Consider the following 16,246-nt stretch of genomic DNA (forward strand, 5'->3'; position numbering starts at 1 on the left):
ACAATAATTGTACAAAGTTAATTCATAGGCTAAAAACCCTTATAAGGACATTTTTGCTATTATTATGCTATTAATATAAAAATTAAATTAACAGGAAAGGATGTCAAATGAGTGACCTAATAGAAGGTTATTTAGGGAAGACTGTAGAGAGAAAAAAGAGTAGAGTTCCAGCAAAACTTGATTATATTCAAAGTGCTACTGGATTATTTCTAGGTCTTTTTATGTGGGGACATATGTTTATGGTGTCTTCAATTCTAATAAGTAAAGACTTTATGTATGCTGTTACAAAATTCTTTGAAGCTAGTTTTATTTTTGATGGAGGGAATCCATTATTAGTTTCAATTGTTGCACTTGTTGTATTTATAATATTCATTACACACGCTGCTTTAGGTATGAGAAAATTACCAGGAAATTTCAAACAATACCAAGTAATGAAAGCACATGCAGACAATATGGGACATGAAGATACAAAACTTTGGTTTATCCAAGCCTTTACTGGTTTTGCTATGTTCTTCTTAGGTTCAGTTCATATTTATATCATTATGACACACTCAGCAGATATCGGTCCTTATGCTTCAGCAGATAGAGTATGGTCTGAATGGATGTGGCCTTTATATATTCTTTTACTATTAGCTGTTGAATTCCATGGAACAATTGGATTATATAGATTAGCTGTTAAATGGGGATGGTTTGATGGTAATGATCCTAAAACTACAAGAAAAAGATTAAAAACATGGAAAAGAGTTTTAACTTGGTTTTTCTTAATTTTAGGATTCGCTACACTTGCAGCATATATGAAAATTGGTTATGAAAATGCCCAAGCTGGAAAAGTTGGAGAAAGATATACACCAACTGCAAAAGTTATGCAATTAGATAATACTACAGGGAGGCTAGGATAATATGAAAATTAATTACTGTGATTCATTGGTTATTGGTGGAGGATTAGCTGGTCTTAGAGCTGCTGTTGCTGCACAAAAAAAAGGATTAAGTACAATAGTTTTATCATTAGTTCCTGTTAAAAGATCACATAGTGCTGCTGCTCAAGGGGGTATGCAAGCTTCTTTAGGTAACTCAAAAATGTCTGATGGGGATAATGAAGATTTACACTTTGCTGATACAGTAAAAGGTTCAGACTGGGGATGCGATCAAGAAGTTGCTAGAATGTTTGTACATACTGCACCAAAAGCAATTAGAGAACTTGCTGGTTGGGGTGTACCTTGGTCAAGAGTTAAAGCTGGAGAAAGAGAAGCAGTTATTAATGCAAAGAAAACTACAATTGTTGAAGAAGAAGATAGACATGGATTAATTACATCAAGAGACTTTGGTGGAACTAAAAAATGGAGAACATGTTATACAGCTGATGCAACTGGACATACAATGCTATTCGGTGTTGCAAATGAAGCTTTAAAACATGATGTAGATATTAGAGATAGAAAAGAAGCATTATCTTTAATCCATGAAGATGGAAGATGTTATGGTGCAATTGTTAGAGATTTAATTACTGGGGAATTAGAAGCTTATGTTGCTAAAGGGACTTGTATTGCAACTGGTGGATATGGAAGAGTATTTAAACAAACTACAAACGCTGTAATCTGTGAAGGTACAGGTGCTGCTATTGCACTTGAAACTGGTATTGCAACATTATCAAATATGGAAGCTGTACAATTTCACCCAACTCCAATTGTTCCATCTGGTATTTTATTAACAGAAGGTTGTAGAGGTGATGGTGGTATCTTAAGAGATGTTGATGGTCATAGATTTATGCCTGATTACGAGCCAGAGAAGAAAGAGCTTGCATCAAGAGATGTTGTTTCAAGAAGAATGATTGAGCATATCAGAAATGGTAAAGGTGTTCCTTCTCCATATGGTTTCCACGTATGGTTAGATATTTCTATTCTAGGTAGAGAACATATTGAAAAAAACTTAAGAGATGTTCAAGAAATTTGTCAAATTTTTAATGGTATTGATCCTGCTGATGAAGGTCCAAAAGGTTGGGCTCCAGTACTTCCAATGCAACACTACTCAATGGGTGGAATTAGAACAAAACCAACAGGAGAATCAACTAGATTATCTGGTTTATTTGCTTGTGGTGAAGCTTCTTGTTGGGATATGCACGGATTTAATAGACTTGGAGGAAACTCAGTTTCTGAAACAGTTGTTGCGGGTATGATTATTGGTAACTATTTTGCAGACTTTTGTTTAGAAAATGATGTAACAATTCCAACATCAACAGTTCAAAGATTCCTTGATGAACAAGATGCTTATTTAGATGAAATTTTATCTTACAATGGAAATGAAGATATCTTCAAAATCAAAAATAGAATGCAAAACTTAATGGATGAAAAAGTTGGTATCTTTAGAGATGGTCCACACTTAAAAGAAGCTGTAGAAGAATTAAAAGATTTATTAGTTAAAACTAAACAAATTAATGTTAAATCTAAAGAAAGAGCTGGTAACCCAGAACTTGAAGAAGCATATAGGGTTCCTAAAATGTTAAAAGTTGCATTATGTGTTGCAAAAGGAGCTAGAGATAGAACAGAATCTAGAGGTGCACACTATAGAGAAGACTATCTAAAAAGAGATGATGCAAACTGGTTAAATAGAACACTTTGTACTTGGCCAAACAAAGATGATATTGAACCTACAATTGAGTATGCAGACTTAGATATTATGAAAATGGAAATGCCTCCAGCATTTAGAGGTTATGGGGCAAAAGGAATGATTATTGAAAATGAACTATCTATTAAAAGACAAGATGAAGTTGATTCTTTAAGAGAAAAAATGGAAGCTGAAGGAAAAGATAGACATGAAATTCAAGATGCATTAATGCCATTTGATTTACCTATGAACTATAAAGAGAAAAATGAAAGAGCAGGAGACAAGTAATGAGCGTAGAAAAAGGTAGAGAAATAACGATATCAGTACTTAAGTTTAATCCAAGAAGTAAGGTTTCAAAACCTCATTATGTAGATTATAAATTAGAAGAGACTCCAGGGATGACTCTTTTTATTGCGTTAATGAAAATTAGAGAGACAATTGATCCTGATTTATCATTTGACTTCGTATGTAGAGCAGGAATTTGTGGTTCTTGTGGTATGGTAGTAAATGGTAAACCTAGTCTTGCTTGTAGAACTTTAATTGCTAATTATCCTGAAGGGAAATTAACACTTTTACCTATGCCTGCATTTGAACTTATCAAAGATTTATCAGTTAATACTGGTAAATGGATGGATAATATGTCAAAAAGAGTTGAATCATGGATTCATACTAATCAAGAACCAGATATTGCAAAAATGGAAGAAAGAGTTGATCCAGATGTTGCAAATGAAACATTCGAATTAGACAGATGTATTGAATGTGGTATTTGTGTTGCTTCTTGTGGAACTATGTTAATGAGACCTAACTTTGTTGGTCCAGTTGGATTAAACAGGGTTGCAAGATTTGAAGTTGATCCACATGATAATAGAACGGCTGAAGACTATTATGAGCTAATTGGTGATGATGATGGTATTTTTGGTTGTATGTCATTAATGGCTTGTGAAGACCATTGTCCTAAACATTTACCATTACAAAATAAAATTGCTTATTTAAGAAGAAAGCTAGTATCACTAAGATAAATAAAAAGAGGATTTATCCTCTTTTTAAAGTTTTAAATATAAAAAGTTAATTATTCTTTGGAGTAATTAACTTTTTATATTTTAGGAGATATGGCAATGGGATTAGCAAATGATTACTTCTTACTTTTTCATGGGAAACATATAGAACAAACAACTACATATGGGACCATTGATAATAAGAATCAAGATGACTTTTTTGATATTTCAGCATTAATTTTATGCGCATCAAGAAAGAATTATGAAAAATTTATCTCCTTGAGAAGTTTCAATGACCTAGTATCAAAAGTTACAAACAAAGAAGTAAAAACTTTAGATGATATTTATCAACTTCAACACTGCTTATTAGATTCATTAAAAGTTGATACAAAAAACATACATTTAGAAAAACTACACCATGCATTTACTTATTTATTAGAAGAAAATATTATTGACAACTCTTCTCATAAAATATTAATTTCTTTATTTGATCCTGAGGAATTAACTGCAAATGATGAAATTGATAATGAAGAAACAATATCTGAAGAAAAAATCTCATTTAAAGAAGCCAAGTCTACATTAGAAAATACAATAAATGATTTAAAAGAAATTTTTAAAACAGATGATTTTATAGATGAATTAGAAAGTACAAAAAATTATTTAGGAAATCAAAAGTTCTCTATAGGAATTACTGGTGTTATGAATGCTGGTAAGTCTACGATGCTAAATGCTCTAATGGGAGAAGAAATTCTTGGAAGTGCAGTTGTTCCAGAAACAGCAAACTTAACTATTGTAAAACATGGTGAACCTTCTGCAAGTGTTTTTTATTGGAATAAAAATGAATGGGATAGAATTGAATCATCAGCCAAGCAAATAGAGTCAATTGCAGATTTTGTAAAAGAGACAAAATCTATTTTTAAAGATCAATTAGATGAGCTAATAAAAGAAGAATCCATAAGTGAAGAAGTTGACATTAAAAACCTTGCAAAATTTACATCAGCAGAAGCTAGTGGTAAAAAGTGCAATCTTGTAAAATATGTAGAGTTAAAATCTGATTTAGATTTTTTAAAAGATGGAATTGAAATTGTTGATACCCCTGGATTAGATGACCCTGTTATTCAAAGGGAAGAAATTACAAAAGAGTATTTATCTCAATGTGATTTAATGCTACACCTAATGAATGTATCTCAAAGTGCAACTTTAAAAGATGTTGAGTTTATAATTGATGCCCTGCTATATCAAAATATTACAAAACTATTAATTGTTATTACAAGAGCTGATACTGTTTCAAAAGAGCAATTAAATGAAGTTATTAACTATACAAAAACTTCAATTGAGAATCAACTAAAAGCACAAAATAAAGATAGTAAATTAGATTATATACTAAAAAATATAAAATTTATTCCAATTTCAGGGAAAATGGCATTACTACATAGAACAGGAAGATCTCAAAAAGCCATTGAAGCAGGATATCCTATTGAAAATACAGGTATTTTGGAAATTGAAGAATATCTACAAGAAACTTTATTTGGTACAAATTCTAATAAATCTGAACTTATTATAAAAGGTGCAAAAGCACAAATAAAAAAAACAATAGAAAAAGAGATAAAATCTTTTAATTATGAACTTATTCTTCTTTCAAAATCAAAAGAAGAACTTGAAGCTGACTTAGAAGAGTTTAATAAAAAGAAAGATACTAATAAAAGAATATTTACAAGTTTGAAAGAGGATATTAATTTATATAAAAATGATGCAAAAGAATACTTAAATACATTAGAAACATTCTTAAATACAGAACTTGTGGAACTTCAGAACATTATTAGACAAAGAGTTTACAATGATGTTAAATACTCTTTTGAAAAAACAAAAAAAAGACCTCCTAGCTCAAGAGTAAAAACAATTATAGAAACAGCAATAAAAGATGGTATTATTGACATAATTAGAGATTATAGATATAAATTTATTAAAAAATCTCAAAGTATTGGTGAAGTTTGTGAACAAAAATACCAAGATTTAGGTTTTGTAATTGGTCATAAAAATGATAACTTTGATGCAAGAGGTTTTTTTCAAGATGATTTTAAAGCAGGTTTTTTAACATCTTCAAATGAAGTTTTAGTTTCTAAAATTACAAATGAAGTTTCAAAAACAAAAGCTTCAAAATTAGCTGAATTAAATAGAAGTTTAGAAAGTTTTATTAAAGATGAATTTTCTTCAATAGAAACAAATATTTTACAAAAAGCGAAATCTGTATCAGGAAATTTAATAGAAAGCTTTTTTAATCAAATAGAAGAACCTTTAAAAACTTTTGAACATAAGTTAAAAAAAGATGAAAAGTCTTTACAAGAAAGAATTGCAAACTTTGAGCAAAATGAAGTAAATAAAGATGAAATTACAATAAGTACGCATAAAAAAATTAAAAAATTAAAAAATATAAATAAAGGACTTAAATCATGAGTATTCTAAGTAACTTTGTAAAAGAATATAATGAAATATACAATAAGTCAATTGAAATAGAATATGAAAAAAGTTTAAGTGGGGATATAAAAAGAGTAAAAGATAAACTTTTAGATGAAAAGTTTCATCCCTCAATACAGTTAAAAAGTATTTTAGATAAACAAATTAGAAGAGCAAGATACCCCATGGAAGTTGCAATTACTGGACAATTTTCATCGGGAAAATCAACTTTTTTAAATGCAATACTTTCAAGAAATATTCTACCTACAGGTATTACTCCTGTTACTTCTAAAGTTAATTTTATCAATTATGGAGATGAGTATAAATTAAAGATTACATACTACTCAGGAGCTCATGAGTACGCACCTATTGAATCAATTGCAGATTTTACAGACCAAAGACAACATGAGATGGCTGATATCAAATATCTAACACTTTATGCACCAATGGATATTTTAAAAGATATCTCTTTTGTTGATACTCCAGGGCTTAACTCTCAATCTCAAAGTGATACAGATACTACAAGAAGAGTCTTAAGAGATGTTGGTGGAATTATTTGGCTTACTCTAATTGATAATGCAGGGAAAATGTCAGAAGCAGAAGTACTTGAAGAATATATGGAACACTTTAAAAACAAATCTCTTTGTGTATTAAATCAAAAAGATAAATTCACAAAAGAACAAATTGAAACTACAACTAATTATATTAAAGATAAATTCTCTAAATATTTTGCTCAAGTTACCCCTATCTCTGCAAAAATGGCATTAGAATCTAGAGCAGCACATAGTGATATTTTAATACATGATGAATATGAAAAGTTTGTTAACAAATTCAAAGAAGACTTGAAGCTAAATGATGTAATTTCATTAAACTTTTTTGAAGAGGATTTCAAAAAGTACAAACAAAAAGTAACAGAAATACAAGACTTAGATTCTTCAGGAAATACTAAATTACTAGAAGAATCAAATATTCAAGAAGTCTTAGACTTTATTGAAAATACAATTAGACCACAAGCAGCAGAAGCAAAAGAGTATGCTATAAAAAAAGACTTAAGAAGAATTTGTGATATTCTAGTAAAAGAGTATGAAACAATTATTGGAGTTTATGACTCATTATGTGAAATTTTAGAAGACAGCCAAGAGGAAATCTTAGAAAACTTTGATGAAATACATAAAACTTATTCTAAGCAATTATTTACAATTTATAATTCTTTAGAATCAATCATGGAGAAAATGGCTCACGAAACTCATAAAAATATAAAAAAACAAAAAGCATATAGATATGAAGAAAAAAGTGGTTTTTTAAGTAAAGACACTTTTGAAAAAATAGAATATGAAACTTATTGGATTGATAGTGACAATGTTTACAAAAATCTATTCTATGATGACCAAACTATTGATAAAATGTTTAAAAGAGCTATTAAACAATTAAAAGAAGTGGAGCTTGCAAGTGATGAATCATTTAGAAATGTATATAGAGATATCAAACAAAGAATTCATAGATGGCAAGAGCCTTATGAACTTATAAAAAAACATAGAGAAATTGCTTCAGATTTAGAATTCTCTACTACTAGGCACTTTGCAGCTAAAGTATATGAAAATGTTTTAAGATCTTTTCACCGTGCCATTTTGGAAAACATATCAGCTTTAAGAAAAAAATTTGCATATTTTAATGGTGCATTATCTTATTCTTATATACAAACTACTCAAGCTACAATTGCACATTTTGAGCAACAAATCGCGGAATCTGTTGTTTTATATGAAAAAGAACCTGCAAAATTCAATATCTATTACCCAAGAGAAGATGAAATTCTGACTAAGCTTAAAGCAAATTTTGGATTTGAAAAAATTGAAGATTTTTTAACGTCAAAAAGAAACTATCTTTATAAAATTATTCAATATTCTAAAAATCAATATTTAGAAATAAATAAAGATAGAATTACCTTTGTTAGCTCAAAAAAAGAGAATTACTTAAATAAAATAACTGACCTTAAAAACATTAAAGAAGAGATTTAAAACTCTTCTTTTGTGTAATATTCATATATAGAATTATATTATCCTTTTAATATCTTTCTTTAAACTTATTATAATAATAGAGAACCTACTGTGTCGAATATTCGCACTTAGTTAAAAAAAATCAAAACCTCAAGAAATAATTAGATTACTTAACAACTATTTAAAACAAATTGTGTGAAACTTTTACAAATATTAATTAAAATAAAATGGAGATAAGATGAACGCATCAGATTTATTTATTAAAGCGTTAGAAAATGAAGGTGTTGAATATATATTTGGTATTCCTGGAGAAGAAAATTTAGACTTACTAGAAGCACTTAGAAAATCAAAGAAAATCAAGTTAATCTTAACTAGACATGAACAAGGTGCAGGCTTTATGGCTGCTACTTATGGTAGGTTAACAGGAAAAGTTGGTGTATGTATCTCAACTTTAGGGCCTGGAGCTACTAACTTTGCTACTGCTGCTGCATATGCACAATTAGGTGCTATGCCAATACTTATGATTACTGGTCAAAAACCAATTAAAAAATCTAAGCAAGGTAGATTCCAAATCATTGATATCGTTAGAATGATGAGACCAATGACAAAATATGCTAAACAAATTGTAAATGGTAACAATGTTCCTTCTATAGTAAGAGAAGCATTTAAGATTGCTACAACTGAAAGACCAGGTGCAGTTCACATTGAGTTCCCTGAAGATATTTCGGCTGAAGAAGATGTAGATGATAATATCTATCCAGTTCAAGCATTTCAATATCCACAAGCTCATAAAAAAGCTATTGCCGATGCAGTTAAAATGATTGAAAAGGCAGAAAGACCATTGTTATGTATTGGTAATGCTGCAAATAGAGATAATATCTCTACTGCATTAACTGATTTCGTTAATGAAACTGGTATTCCTTTCTTCTCAACTCAAATGGGTAAAGGTGTTGTTGATGAAAACCATAAATTATGTTTATCAACTGCTGCACTTTCAAAAGATGACTTTATCCACTGCGCAATTGATAAAGCTGACTTAATTATTAATGTTGGTCATGATGTAATTGAAAAGCCACCATTCTTTATGGAAAATGAAGAAGGAGCTACAAAAGTATTACACATAAACTTCTTTCCATCAGAAGTTGATGATACTTATTTCCCACAACTTGATGTAGTAGGTGATATCTCTTCAAGTATAGAAAGAATCACAAATAATATTTCTAAACAAGAACACTGGGACTTTGATTACTATGTAAGATTAGCAGATGAGATTAGAAATAGACTTTCTAAATACTTTGGTGATACAAGATTCCCTATCTTACCACAAAGAGCAGTTAGAACTATTAGACAAACTTTAACAAGTGATGATGATATTGTAACACTTGATAATGGTGTTTATAAAATCTGGTTTGCAAGAAACTATAGATGTGCTAAGCCTAACACACTATTATTAGATAATGCTCTTGCTACAATGGGTGCTGGACTTCCATCTGGTATGGCAGCTAAAATGGTAAACCCTGATTCTAAAGTTGTTGCAGTTTGTGGTGATGGTGGATTCATGATGAATGACCAAGAAATGGAAACTGCTGTAAGATTAGGTCTAGATTTAACAGTAATTATTCTAAATGACAACGCATATGGAATGATTAAATGGAAACAAACAGGTATGGGATTCGATACTTTCGGATTAGATTTAGATAATCCTGATTTTGTTAAATTTGCAGAGTCTTTTGGTGCGAAAGGTTATAGACCAGAATCTTGTGAAGAGTTTGAAGAAACATTAGAAAAATGTGTAAATTCAAAAGGTGTTCACCTAATTGACTTAGCAGTAGATTATTCACTAAATCATTCTATTTTAAATGATTTATTAGCAAATAAAACTTGTATGATATAATAATAAAAAAACCAAAGTAAAGGAAAAGAATGAAAACAATAGAAGTAAAATCACCATATGATGATAGTGTAGTTGGAGAAGTTCCATTTACAAGTATTGAAGGTGTTGAAAAAGCAATTGATATTGCACATGAAAGATTTTTAGATGTTGATAACTGGATTCCTAAGTTTAAAAGAGTTGAAATCTTAGAAAAGCTTATGGAAATTATGTCTTCTCAAGTTGAAGAACTTACTATTCTTTGTGCTAGTGAAGGTGGTAAACCTTACATTGATTCTAAAGTTGAAGTTCAAAGAGCTATCAATGGTGTTAAGATTGCTATTGAGCAAATTGGTTTACAAGAAGGTCATGAAATTGCTATGGGTCATACTGCTTCATCTGCAAACAGAATGGCTTATACTATGAAAGAACCTATTGGGGTTGTTGCTGCTATCTCTGCATTTAACCATCCTTTTAACTTAGCTATTCACCAAGTGATCCCTGCTCTTGCTGTTGGTTGTCCTGTTATTATTAGACCTGCTACTCAAACTCCTATGTCTGCTGTTAGACTTATCGAGTTACTTAAAGAAGCTGGTCTTCCTGATGGTTGGGCTCAAGCTGTTGTTTGTGATAGACAAGGTGGAGAGTTATTAGTTACATCTCCTAAGACTGCTTTCTTTACTTTTATTGGTTCTGGTCCTGTTGGTTGGTATCTTAATTCTAAATCATCTCCTGGTACTAGATCTGCTTTAGAGCATGGTGGAGTTGCTCCTGTTATTGTTGAGCCTGATGCTGACATTGATGCTATGATCCCTGATTTAGGTAAAGGTGGTTTTTATCATGCTGGGCAAGTTTGTGTTTCTGTTCAGAGAGTTTATGTTCATGAATCTATTGTTGATGATGTTGCTTCTAGATTAACTGACTATGCTTCTAAGCTTGTTGTTGGTAACCAATTAGATCCTAAAACTGAAGTTGGTCCACTTATTAACAATGCTGAAGTTGACAGAGTTGAAGAGTGGGTTAATGAGGCTGTTACTAAAGGTGGTAAAATTTTAACTGGTGGTAAGAGAATCTCTAATTCTTGTTATGAGCCTACTGTTATTTTAAATCCTTCTGATGACGCTATTGTTTCTCAGAAAGAGGTATTTGGTCCTGTTGTTATTATTTATTCATACAAAGACATTAATGAGGCTATTTCTAGAGCTAATTCTTTAGATGTTTCTTTCCAAGCTGCTGTATTCACTAAGAACATTGACACTGCTTTAAAATCTGTTAAGAAATTAAATGGTACTACTATTATGGTTAATGATCATACTGCATTTAGAGTTGACTGGATGCCGTTTGGTGGTGCTAAAACTTCTGGTTTAGGTTTAGGTGGTATCCCTGATTCTATGAATGAAATGCAAAATCAAAAAATGATGGTTATTAAATCTCCTGAGTTATAATCCTCTTTTTTTATCTTAGGAGGGGTCACCCCTCCTTTTCTTTACTCTTTTTTTAGCATTAGAGATTAAGACTCATGCATATATCCCATACCATAAATATTTTTTATATGTAAATCTGGTGCTTTTTTTCGTAAACGATAAATAAGACTTTTTAAATGTGTTATATCTGCATTTAAATCAAATTCTTCAAACCAAATAATATCTATAAGTTCATCTACTGTACATATTTTCCCATTATTTTCCAATATTGTTTCTACAAATCTAATTTCATTTTTTGTTAAGTTTATTGCTTTATTATCTTTAATTAATTTTTTCTTTTTCTTATCCCAAAATAAAGATTCATTTATTCTTATAATATCTTCATTTTTATTTAAGTTGTTATGATAAATTTGACTACATAATTTAAATATATCTTCTAAAAAAGTTGAATAATCAATAGGTTTTGTAAAAAACTGATGAATACCTAAATTAACTAATGGTAATAAATAGTTAAATTCATTTCTAGCAGATAAAATTATAACTAATTGATCTTCTTTGATTTTATATAAAGATTCAACTAATTCCACTCCATCATAATTTGGCATTTTTATATCTGAAATAACTAAATCATAATAGCTATTTGTCTTATTATAATATTCTTTATATTTATTAAGAGCATCTAGCCCATCAATAGCTGTTGAGACTTTTGGAAAAATATCTTTGAGTAATTCAGAAAACTCTTTTCTAAAATCTACATCATCTTCTACAAAAAGTACATTAAGATTTTTAGTATATTTTTTTAATAAGTCATAATCCATTAAATCCCTTCAAAATATAGTATTATGAAATATATTAGCATTTTATTTCTTATATTTATACATAAATTTGACATTTGAAATAGTTTCATAATATATAACTATTATGAATTATATGATACATTTGAATATTATTTGACTACTATTTGGTAGTATACTTATAAAAAAGCAAAAAGAGATATCATGTTAGAAAATGAAATTTTAAAAAATATTACTGTTCTTTATGCTGAAGATGAATCTATAATTCAAGAAGGAATAACTGAAACTTTAAATCTTTTTGAAATAAATGTACTTTGTGCTAAAAATGGACAAGAAGGTTTATCTATTTTTAAAAACTTTTCTGAGAAAATAGACTTAATTTTAACAGATATAAAAATGCCTAAACTTGATGGCTTAGGGATGATTGAAGAAATTAGAAAAATAGATAAAAATATCCCTATAATTATTACAACTGCACACCAAGAAACAAATTTTTTAATGCAGTCTATTGAGTCAAATATTAGTGCTTATGTATTAAAACCCATTGATATTTATAAATTAAAAGAAAGTCTTATTAAAGCAATTGAGTCAAAAATATTAAAAGAAGAATTAATAGAAAAAAATAAAAAATTAGAAATAGAAATTCAGAAAAATAAAGAAAATCAGCAAATTATTGAAACACAATCAAGATTTGCAGCAATGGGAGAGATGATAAATATGATTGCCCACCAATGGAGACAACCTTTAGCATCTATAGGAACTGCTTCATTTAACTTAAAATATAAACTACTTTCAAATAAATTTAATTTAGAAACTGCCAAAGGGAGAGAAGAACAAACTCTTTTTTTTACACAGAAACTTGATGAAATAGAGTTTTATGTACAAAATCTCACTACAACAATTGATGATTTTAGAAATTTTTATAAAAGTGACAAAAAACTTATAAATACTAATATTGAAACTCCTATAAAAAATGCTTTAAAAATTATTGAAAAAGATTTAGAAGCTAATAACATAAAAGTAGAACTTGATTTAGAAAGTAAAAAAGAAATCCATATTTATGAAAATGAACTTATGCATGTCTTTATGAATATGTTAAAAAATGCTCAAGATAAATTTTTAGAAAAAAATATAGACAAGGCAAAAATTCAAATTAAAACTTTTGATACTAAAGATAGTGTAGAAATAGAAATTTGTGATAATGGAGGGGAAATAGAAGAAAAAAATCTGAATATTATTTTTGAACCTTATTTTTCAACAAAAAAAGAGAAGAATGGAACAGGTATCGGTTTATATATGTCTAAAATTATAATTGAAAATAATCATAAAGGAAATCTTAATGTTTGTAATAAGCAAGGTAATGTTTGCTTTTCAATAATATTACATTCTATGATATAATTACAAAAACGCTGGAGCTTTTGATTGAAATTTATTGTTATTATCTCTTTATTTTTTGCAAGCATTTTATTTGCAGATTCATCATCCTTAACTGAAGAAGAAAAACAATGGATAAAAAACAATGAAGTACGAATAGGTTTATCTGAACTTTACCCTTTAACTTATATCAATAAAGATACACAAATGGATGGTTTTGTTAGTGATATACTAAAACTAATAATTAAAAAATATAATATTAATACTAAAATAACAAAAGTGAAACAAGCCGCAATTCCACTTGCTATTAAAGAAAATAGAATTGATATTGCACCTATAATAAATAATGAAAAGATAGAAAATACTCTAGGTGTCTATTCTTCAGAAATTTTACAAATTAAAAGAGTTTTATTTGTAAAAAAAGAAGATAAAAGTATAAAATCTTTTAATGATTTAAAAGGTAAGAAAATTGCAGTTGTTAATCAACTAGGAACAATACCTCACATAAAGAAAAAATATATAAATATAAAAGTAGAAAGAACTAATAATATAAAAGAATCTGTACAAAAACTTTTAGCTGGTGAAGTTAATGCTCTTGTTGCTTCTCCAATTATTATACAAGAATATTTAGAAGAAAACTTGATTATTGATTTAAAAGCAATGCCCTTAATAACTTTTGAACCATCAAAATTATATTTTTTTACAAGTAAAGATAAAACATACTTACAATCAATTCTAGAAAAAGGATTAAATTCTATTTCAATAAAAGAAGAAAAAGAACTTTTTGATAAATGGTTTTTAAAAGATTTAGCTAATTTACCAATAATCTTTACAAAGGAAGAAATTAATTATTTAGATAAAAGAACTAATATTAAATTATGTGTTGACCCAGACTGGATGCCTTATGAAAAAATAGAAAATCATAAACACATTGGAATTGTTGCAGACTATATGAAAAACTTTGAAAAAAAAATTGGAGTTCCACTAAAACTTATAGAAACAAAAGATTGGACACAAGCCCTTGATTTTATGAAAACTAGAAGATGTGATGTTTTGTCTTTTGTAATGGATATAGAATCTAGACGTGGATATATGAACTTTACAAAGCCATATGTTACAGCACCTTTAGTTTTAGTTACAAAAAGAAATGTTAGTTTTATTAGTGATTTAAAAGATTTAACCAATAAAAGAATTGGTATTCAAAAGAATTTTGCTTATAATGAAATAATAAGAAACAAATATCCAGACCTTGAAATAGTAGATGTTGAACATTTAAGAGCTGGATTAAAAAAAGTTGAGAGAGGAGAAATATTTGGACAAGTTACTACCCATCTAAATGTTGCATATGCTTTTCAAGAAGAGTTTTATGGTAGTTTACAAATATCAGGTAAATTTGATGAGAGATGGCAACTATCAGTTGGAATAAGAAACGATGACCCCATACTCTTAAATATCTTTGAAAAAGTAGTTAACTCAATAAGTGAAGAAACTAGACAAAAAATTATTAGCAAATGGGTAACAGTTAAATATGAAAAAAGTATTGACTATAAACTCTTTTGGAGTATTATAGGATTTTTATCATTTATTCTTTTATTAATATTATATACTTATCTTGTTCAACACAGATATATAAAAAAACTGAAAAAAGCAAAAGAAGAAATAGAAGTATTAAATAGTACATTAGAAGATAAAGTGCAACTTAGAACTCGAGAATTAGAACTTTCTAATAAAAAACTTAAACTTAAAACTTCAGAACTTGAGAATTTAAATAATAACTTAGATACAAAAATAAAAGAAGAAATAAATAATAGAAAAAAACAAGAGCAACTTTTAATACAACAATCAAAACTTGCAGAAATGGGAGAAATGATAAGTATGATTGCACATCAATGGAGACAACCTTTAAGTGCATTAAGTACTATAATTCAAAATATTCATTTACGTCACTCTCTTAACAAACTAGATAAAGAGTACTTAGATAAACAAAGAGTTTTAAGTAATGCTCTTACAGAGAAAATGTCAATTACAATTGATGATTTTAGAAACTTTTTTAAGCCAAACAAAGAAAAACACACTTTTTCTATAAAAGATGCTATTCATCAAACAATATTTCTTATTGATGATAGTTTTAAAAGTCATAATATTAAAATTGAAAGTGAGATTTCTGATGATATAACAATTTATGGTTTTAAAAATGAACTTTCTCAAGTTTTATTAAATATTCTTACTAATTCAAAGGATGCATTTTTAGAAAAGAACATAGAAAGTCCATATATAAAAATAAAAACTAAACACCTTCAAACCCATATTAAAATATTGATTTCTGATAATGCTGGTGGAATTAATGAATCAATAATAAATAAAATTTTTGAACCTTATTTTACAACTAAAGACAGCTATAATGGAACAGGTCTTGGTTTATATATGAGTAAAATGATTATAGAACAAAATATGCAAGGACAGCTAAGTGCTAAAAATATTCAAGACGGTGTTCAATTTTCTATTTATATTCCTATTAACTTAAAATAAAATTTTCTTAAAAAAGATACTTTTGTTTATTTTTTAAACTATACTTTTTATATATAGTATATTTTTTTATCATATCTAAACAAATAGATAAACCCTTACTTATTTATCATATTAAAAAGAGATTATATGGTTACTTTTTCACTACTTTTTTCAGTAATAATTAAATATCTAGAATATTAGTATGGTTAAATTATTAAGACTTTATAGGAAAGTA

The 16,246-nt window shown here is 28.3% G+C and carries 10 protein-coding genes; 9 read left to right on the forward strand and 1 reads right to left on the reverse strand.

All coding sequences use genetic code 11. The features are described from left to right. Positions 1 to 107: 107 nt before the first annotated feature. From CP965_RS07575 to CP965_RS07605, 7 genes are all read left to right on the forward strand, one after another. Complete coding sequence (locus CP965_RS07575; protein ID WP_129061495.1) at positions 108 to 899, forward strand: fumarate reductase cytochrome b subunit; 792 nt, start codon at positions 108 to 110, stop codon at positions 897 to 899. Position 900: 1 nt separating this feature from the next. Further along, positions 901 to 2,886: a fumarate reductase flavoprotein subunit gene (locus CP965_RS07580; protein WP_129061496.1), complete on the forward strand. Its 1,986-nt coding sequence runs from the start codon at positions 901 to 903 to the stop codon at positions 2,884 to 2,886. Beyond that, positions 2,886 to 3,617, forward strand: coding sequence for a fumarate reductase iron-sulfur subunit (locus CP965_RS07585; RefSeq protein WP_129061497.1), 732 nt, complete (start codon positions 2,886 to 2,888; stop codon positions 3,615 to 3,617). Before CP965_RS07580 ends, CP965_RS07585 begins: the two co-directional genes overlap by 1 nt. A gap of 90 nt (positions 3,618 to 3,707) precedes the next feature. Continuing rightward, positions 3,708 to 6,047: a dynamin family protein gene (locus CP965_RS07590; RefSeq protein ID WP_228712693.1), complete on the forward strand. Its 2,340-nt coding sequence runs from the start codon at positions 3,708 to 3,710 to the stop codon at positions 6,045 to 6,047. Next, the gene (locus CP965_RS07595) at positions 6,044 to 8,062 is read left to right on the forward strand and encodes a dynamin family protein (protein WP_129061498.1); all 2,019 of its coding nucleotides are present in this window, start codon (positions 6,044 to 6,046) and stop codon (positions 8,060 to 8,062) included. The genes CP965_RS07590 and CP965_RS07595 overlap by 4 nt, the downstream gene beginning before the upstream one ends. Before the next feature lie 217 nt (positions 8,063 to 8,279). Next, positions 8,280 to 9,935, forward strand: coding sequence for an acetolactate synthase large subunit (locus CP965_RS07600; RefSeq protein ID WP_129061499.1), 1,656 nt, complete (start codon positions 8,280 to 8,282; stop codon positions 9,933 to 9,935). A 29-nt stretch (positions 9,936 to 9,964) separates the two neighbouring features. Next, positions 9,965 to 11,356, forward strand: coding sequence for an aldehyde dehydrogenase family protein (locus tag CP965_RS07605; RefSeq protein ID WP_129061500.1), 1,392 nt, complete (start codon positions 9,965 to 9,967; stop codon positions 11,354 to 11,356). 65 nt (positions 11,357 to 11,421) lie between these two features. On the opposite strand, the gene CP965_RS07610 is transcribed toward CP965_RS07605, so the two are convergent. Then, on the reverse strand, positions 11,422 to 12,153 hold the full coding sequence (locus tag CP965_RS07610; protein ID WP_129061501.1) for a response regulator transcription factor: 732 nt from the start codon (positions 12,151 to 12,153) through the stop codon (positions 11,422 to 11,424). Between the two features lie 180 nt (positions 12,154 to 12,333). Between CP965_RS07610 and CP965_RS07615 the strand changes: the two genes are divergently transcribed. Continuing rightward, positions 12,334 to 13,527 carry a hybrid sensor histidine kinase/response regulator gene (locus tag CP965_RS07615; RefSeq protein ID WP_129061502.1) on the forward strand — a complete coding sequence of 398 codons (1,194 nt, stop codon included), beginning with the start codon at positions 12,334 to 12,336 and terminating at the stop codon, positions 13,525 to 13,527. 24 nt (positions 13,528 to 13,551) lie between these two features. After that, on the forward strand, positions 13,552 to 16,032 hold the full coding sequence (locus CP965_RS07620) for a transporter substrate-binding domain-containing protein (RefSeq protein WP_129061503.1): 2,481 nt from the start codon (positions 13,552 to 13,554) through the stop codon (positions 16,030 to 16,032). Positions 16,033 to 16,246 lie beyond the last annotated feature (214 nt).

The sequence above is a fragment of the Halarcobacter mediterraneus genome (genome assembly GCF_004116625.1).
Taxonomy (GTDB): Bacteria; Campylobacterota; Campylobacteria; order Campylobacterales; family Arcobacteraceae; genus Halarcobacter; species Halarcobacter mediterraneus.

What these genes read in the sequence shown, in the direction of transcription:
- CP965_RS07605 (WP_129061500.1), top strand. Translation starts at nt 9,965, where the DNA reads ATGAAAACAATAGAAGTAAAATCACCATATGATGATAGTGTAGTTGGA.
- CP965_RS07595 (WP_129061498.1), top strand. Translation starts at nt 6,044, where the DNA reads ATGAGTATTCTAAGTAACTTTGTAAAAGAATATAATGAAATATACAAT.
- CP965_RS07585 (WP_129061497.1), top strand. Translation starts at nt 2,886, where the DNA reads ATGAGCGTAGAAAAAGGTAGAGAAATAACGATATCAGTACTTAAGTTT.
- CP965_RS07600 (WP_129061499.1), top strand. Translation starts at nt 8,280, where the DNA reads ATGAACGCATCAGATTTATTTATTAAAGCGTTAGAAAATGAAGGTGTT.
- CP965_RS07615 (WP_129061502.1), top strand. Translation starts at nt 12,334, where the DNA reads ATGTTAGAAAATGAAATTTTAAAAAATATTACTGTTCTTTATGCTGAA.
- CP965_RS07580 (WP_129061496.1), top strand. Translation starts at nt 901, where the DNA reads ATGAAAATTAATTACTGTGATTCATTGGTTATTGGTGGAGGATTAGCT.
- CP965_RS07590 (WP_228712693.1), top strand. Translation starts at nt 3,708, where the DNA reads ATGGCAATGGGATTAGCAAATGATTACTTCTTACTTTTTCATGGGAAA.
- CP965_RS07610 (WP_129061501.1), bottom strand. Translation starts at nt 12,153, where the DNA reads ATGGATTATGACTTATTAAAAAAATATACTAAAAATCTTAATGTACTT.
- CP965_RS07575 (WP_129061495.1), top strand. Translation starts at nt 108, where the DNA reads ATGAGTGACCTAATAGAAGGTTATTTAGGGAAGACTGTAGAGAGAAAA.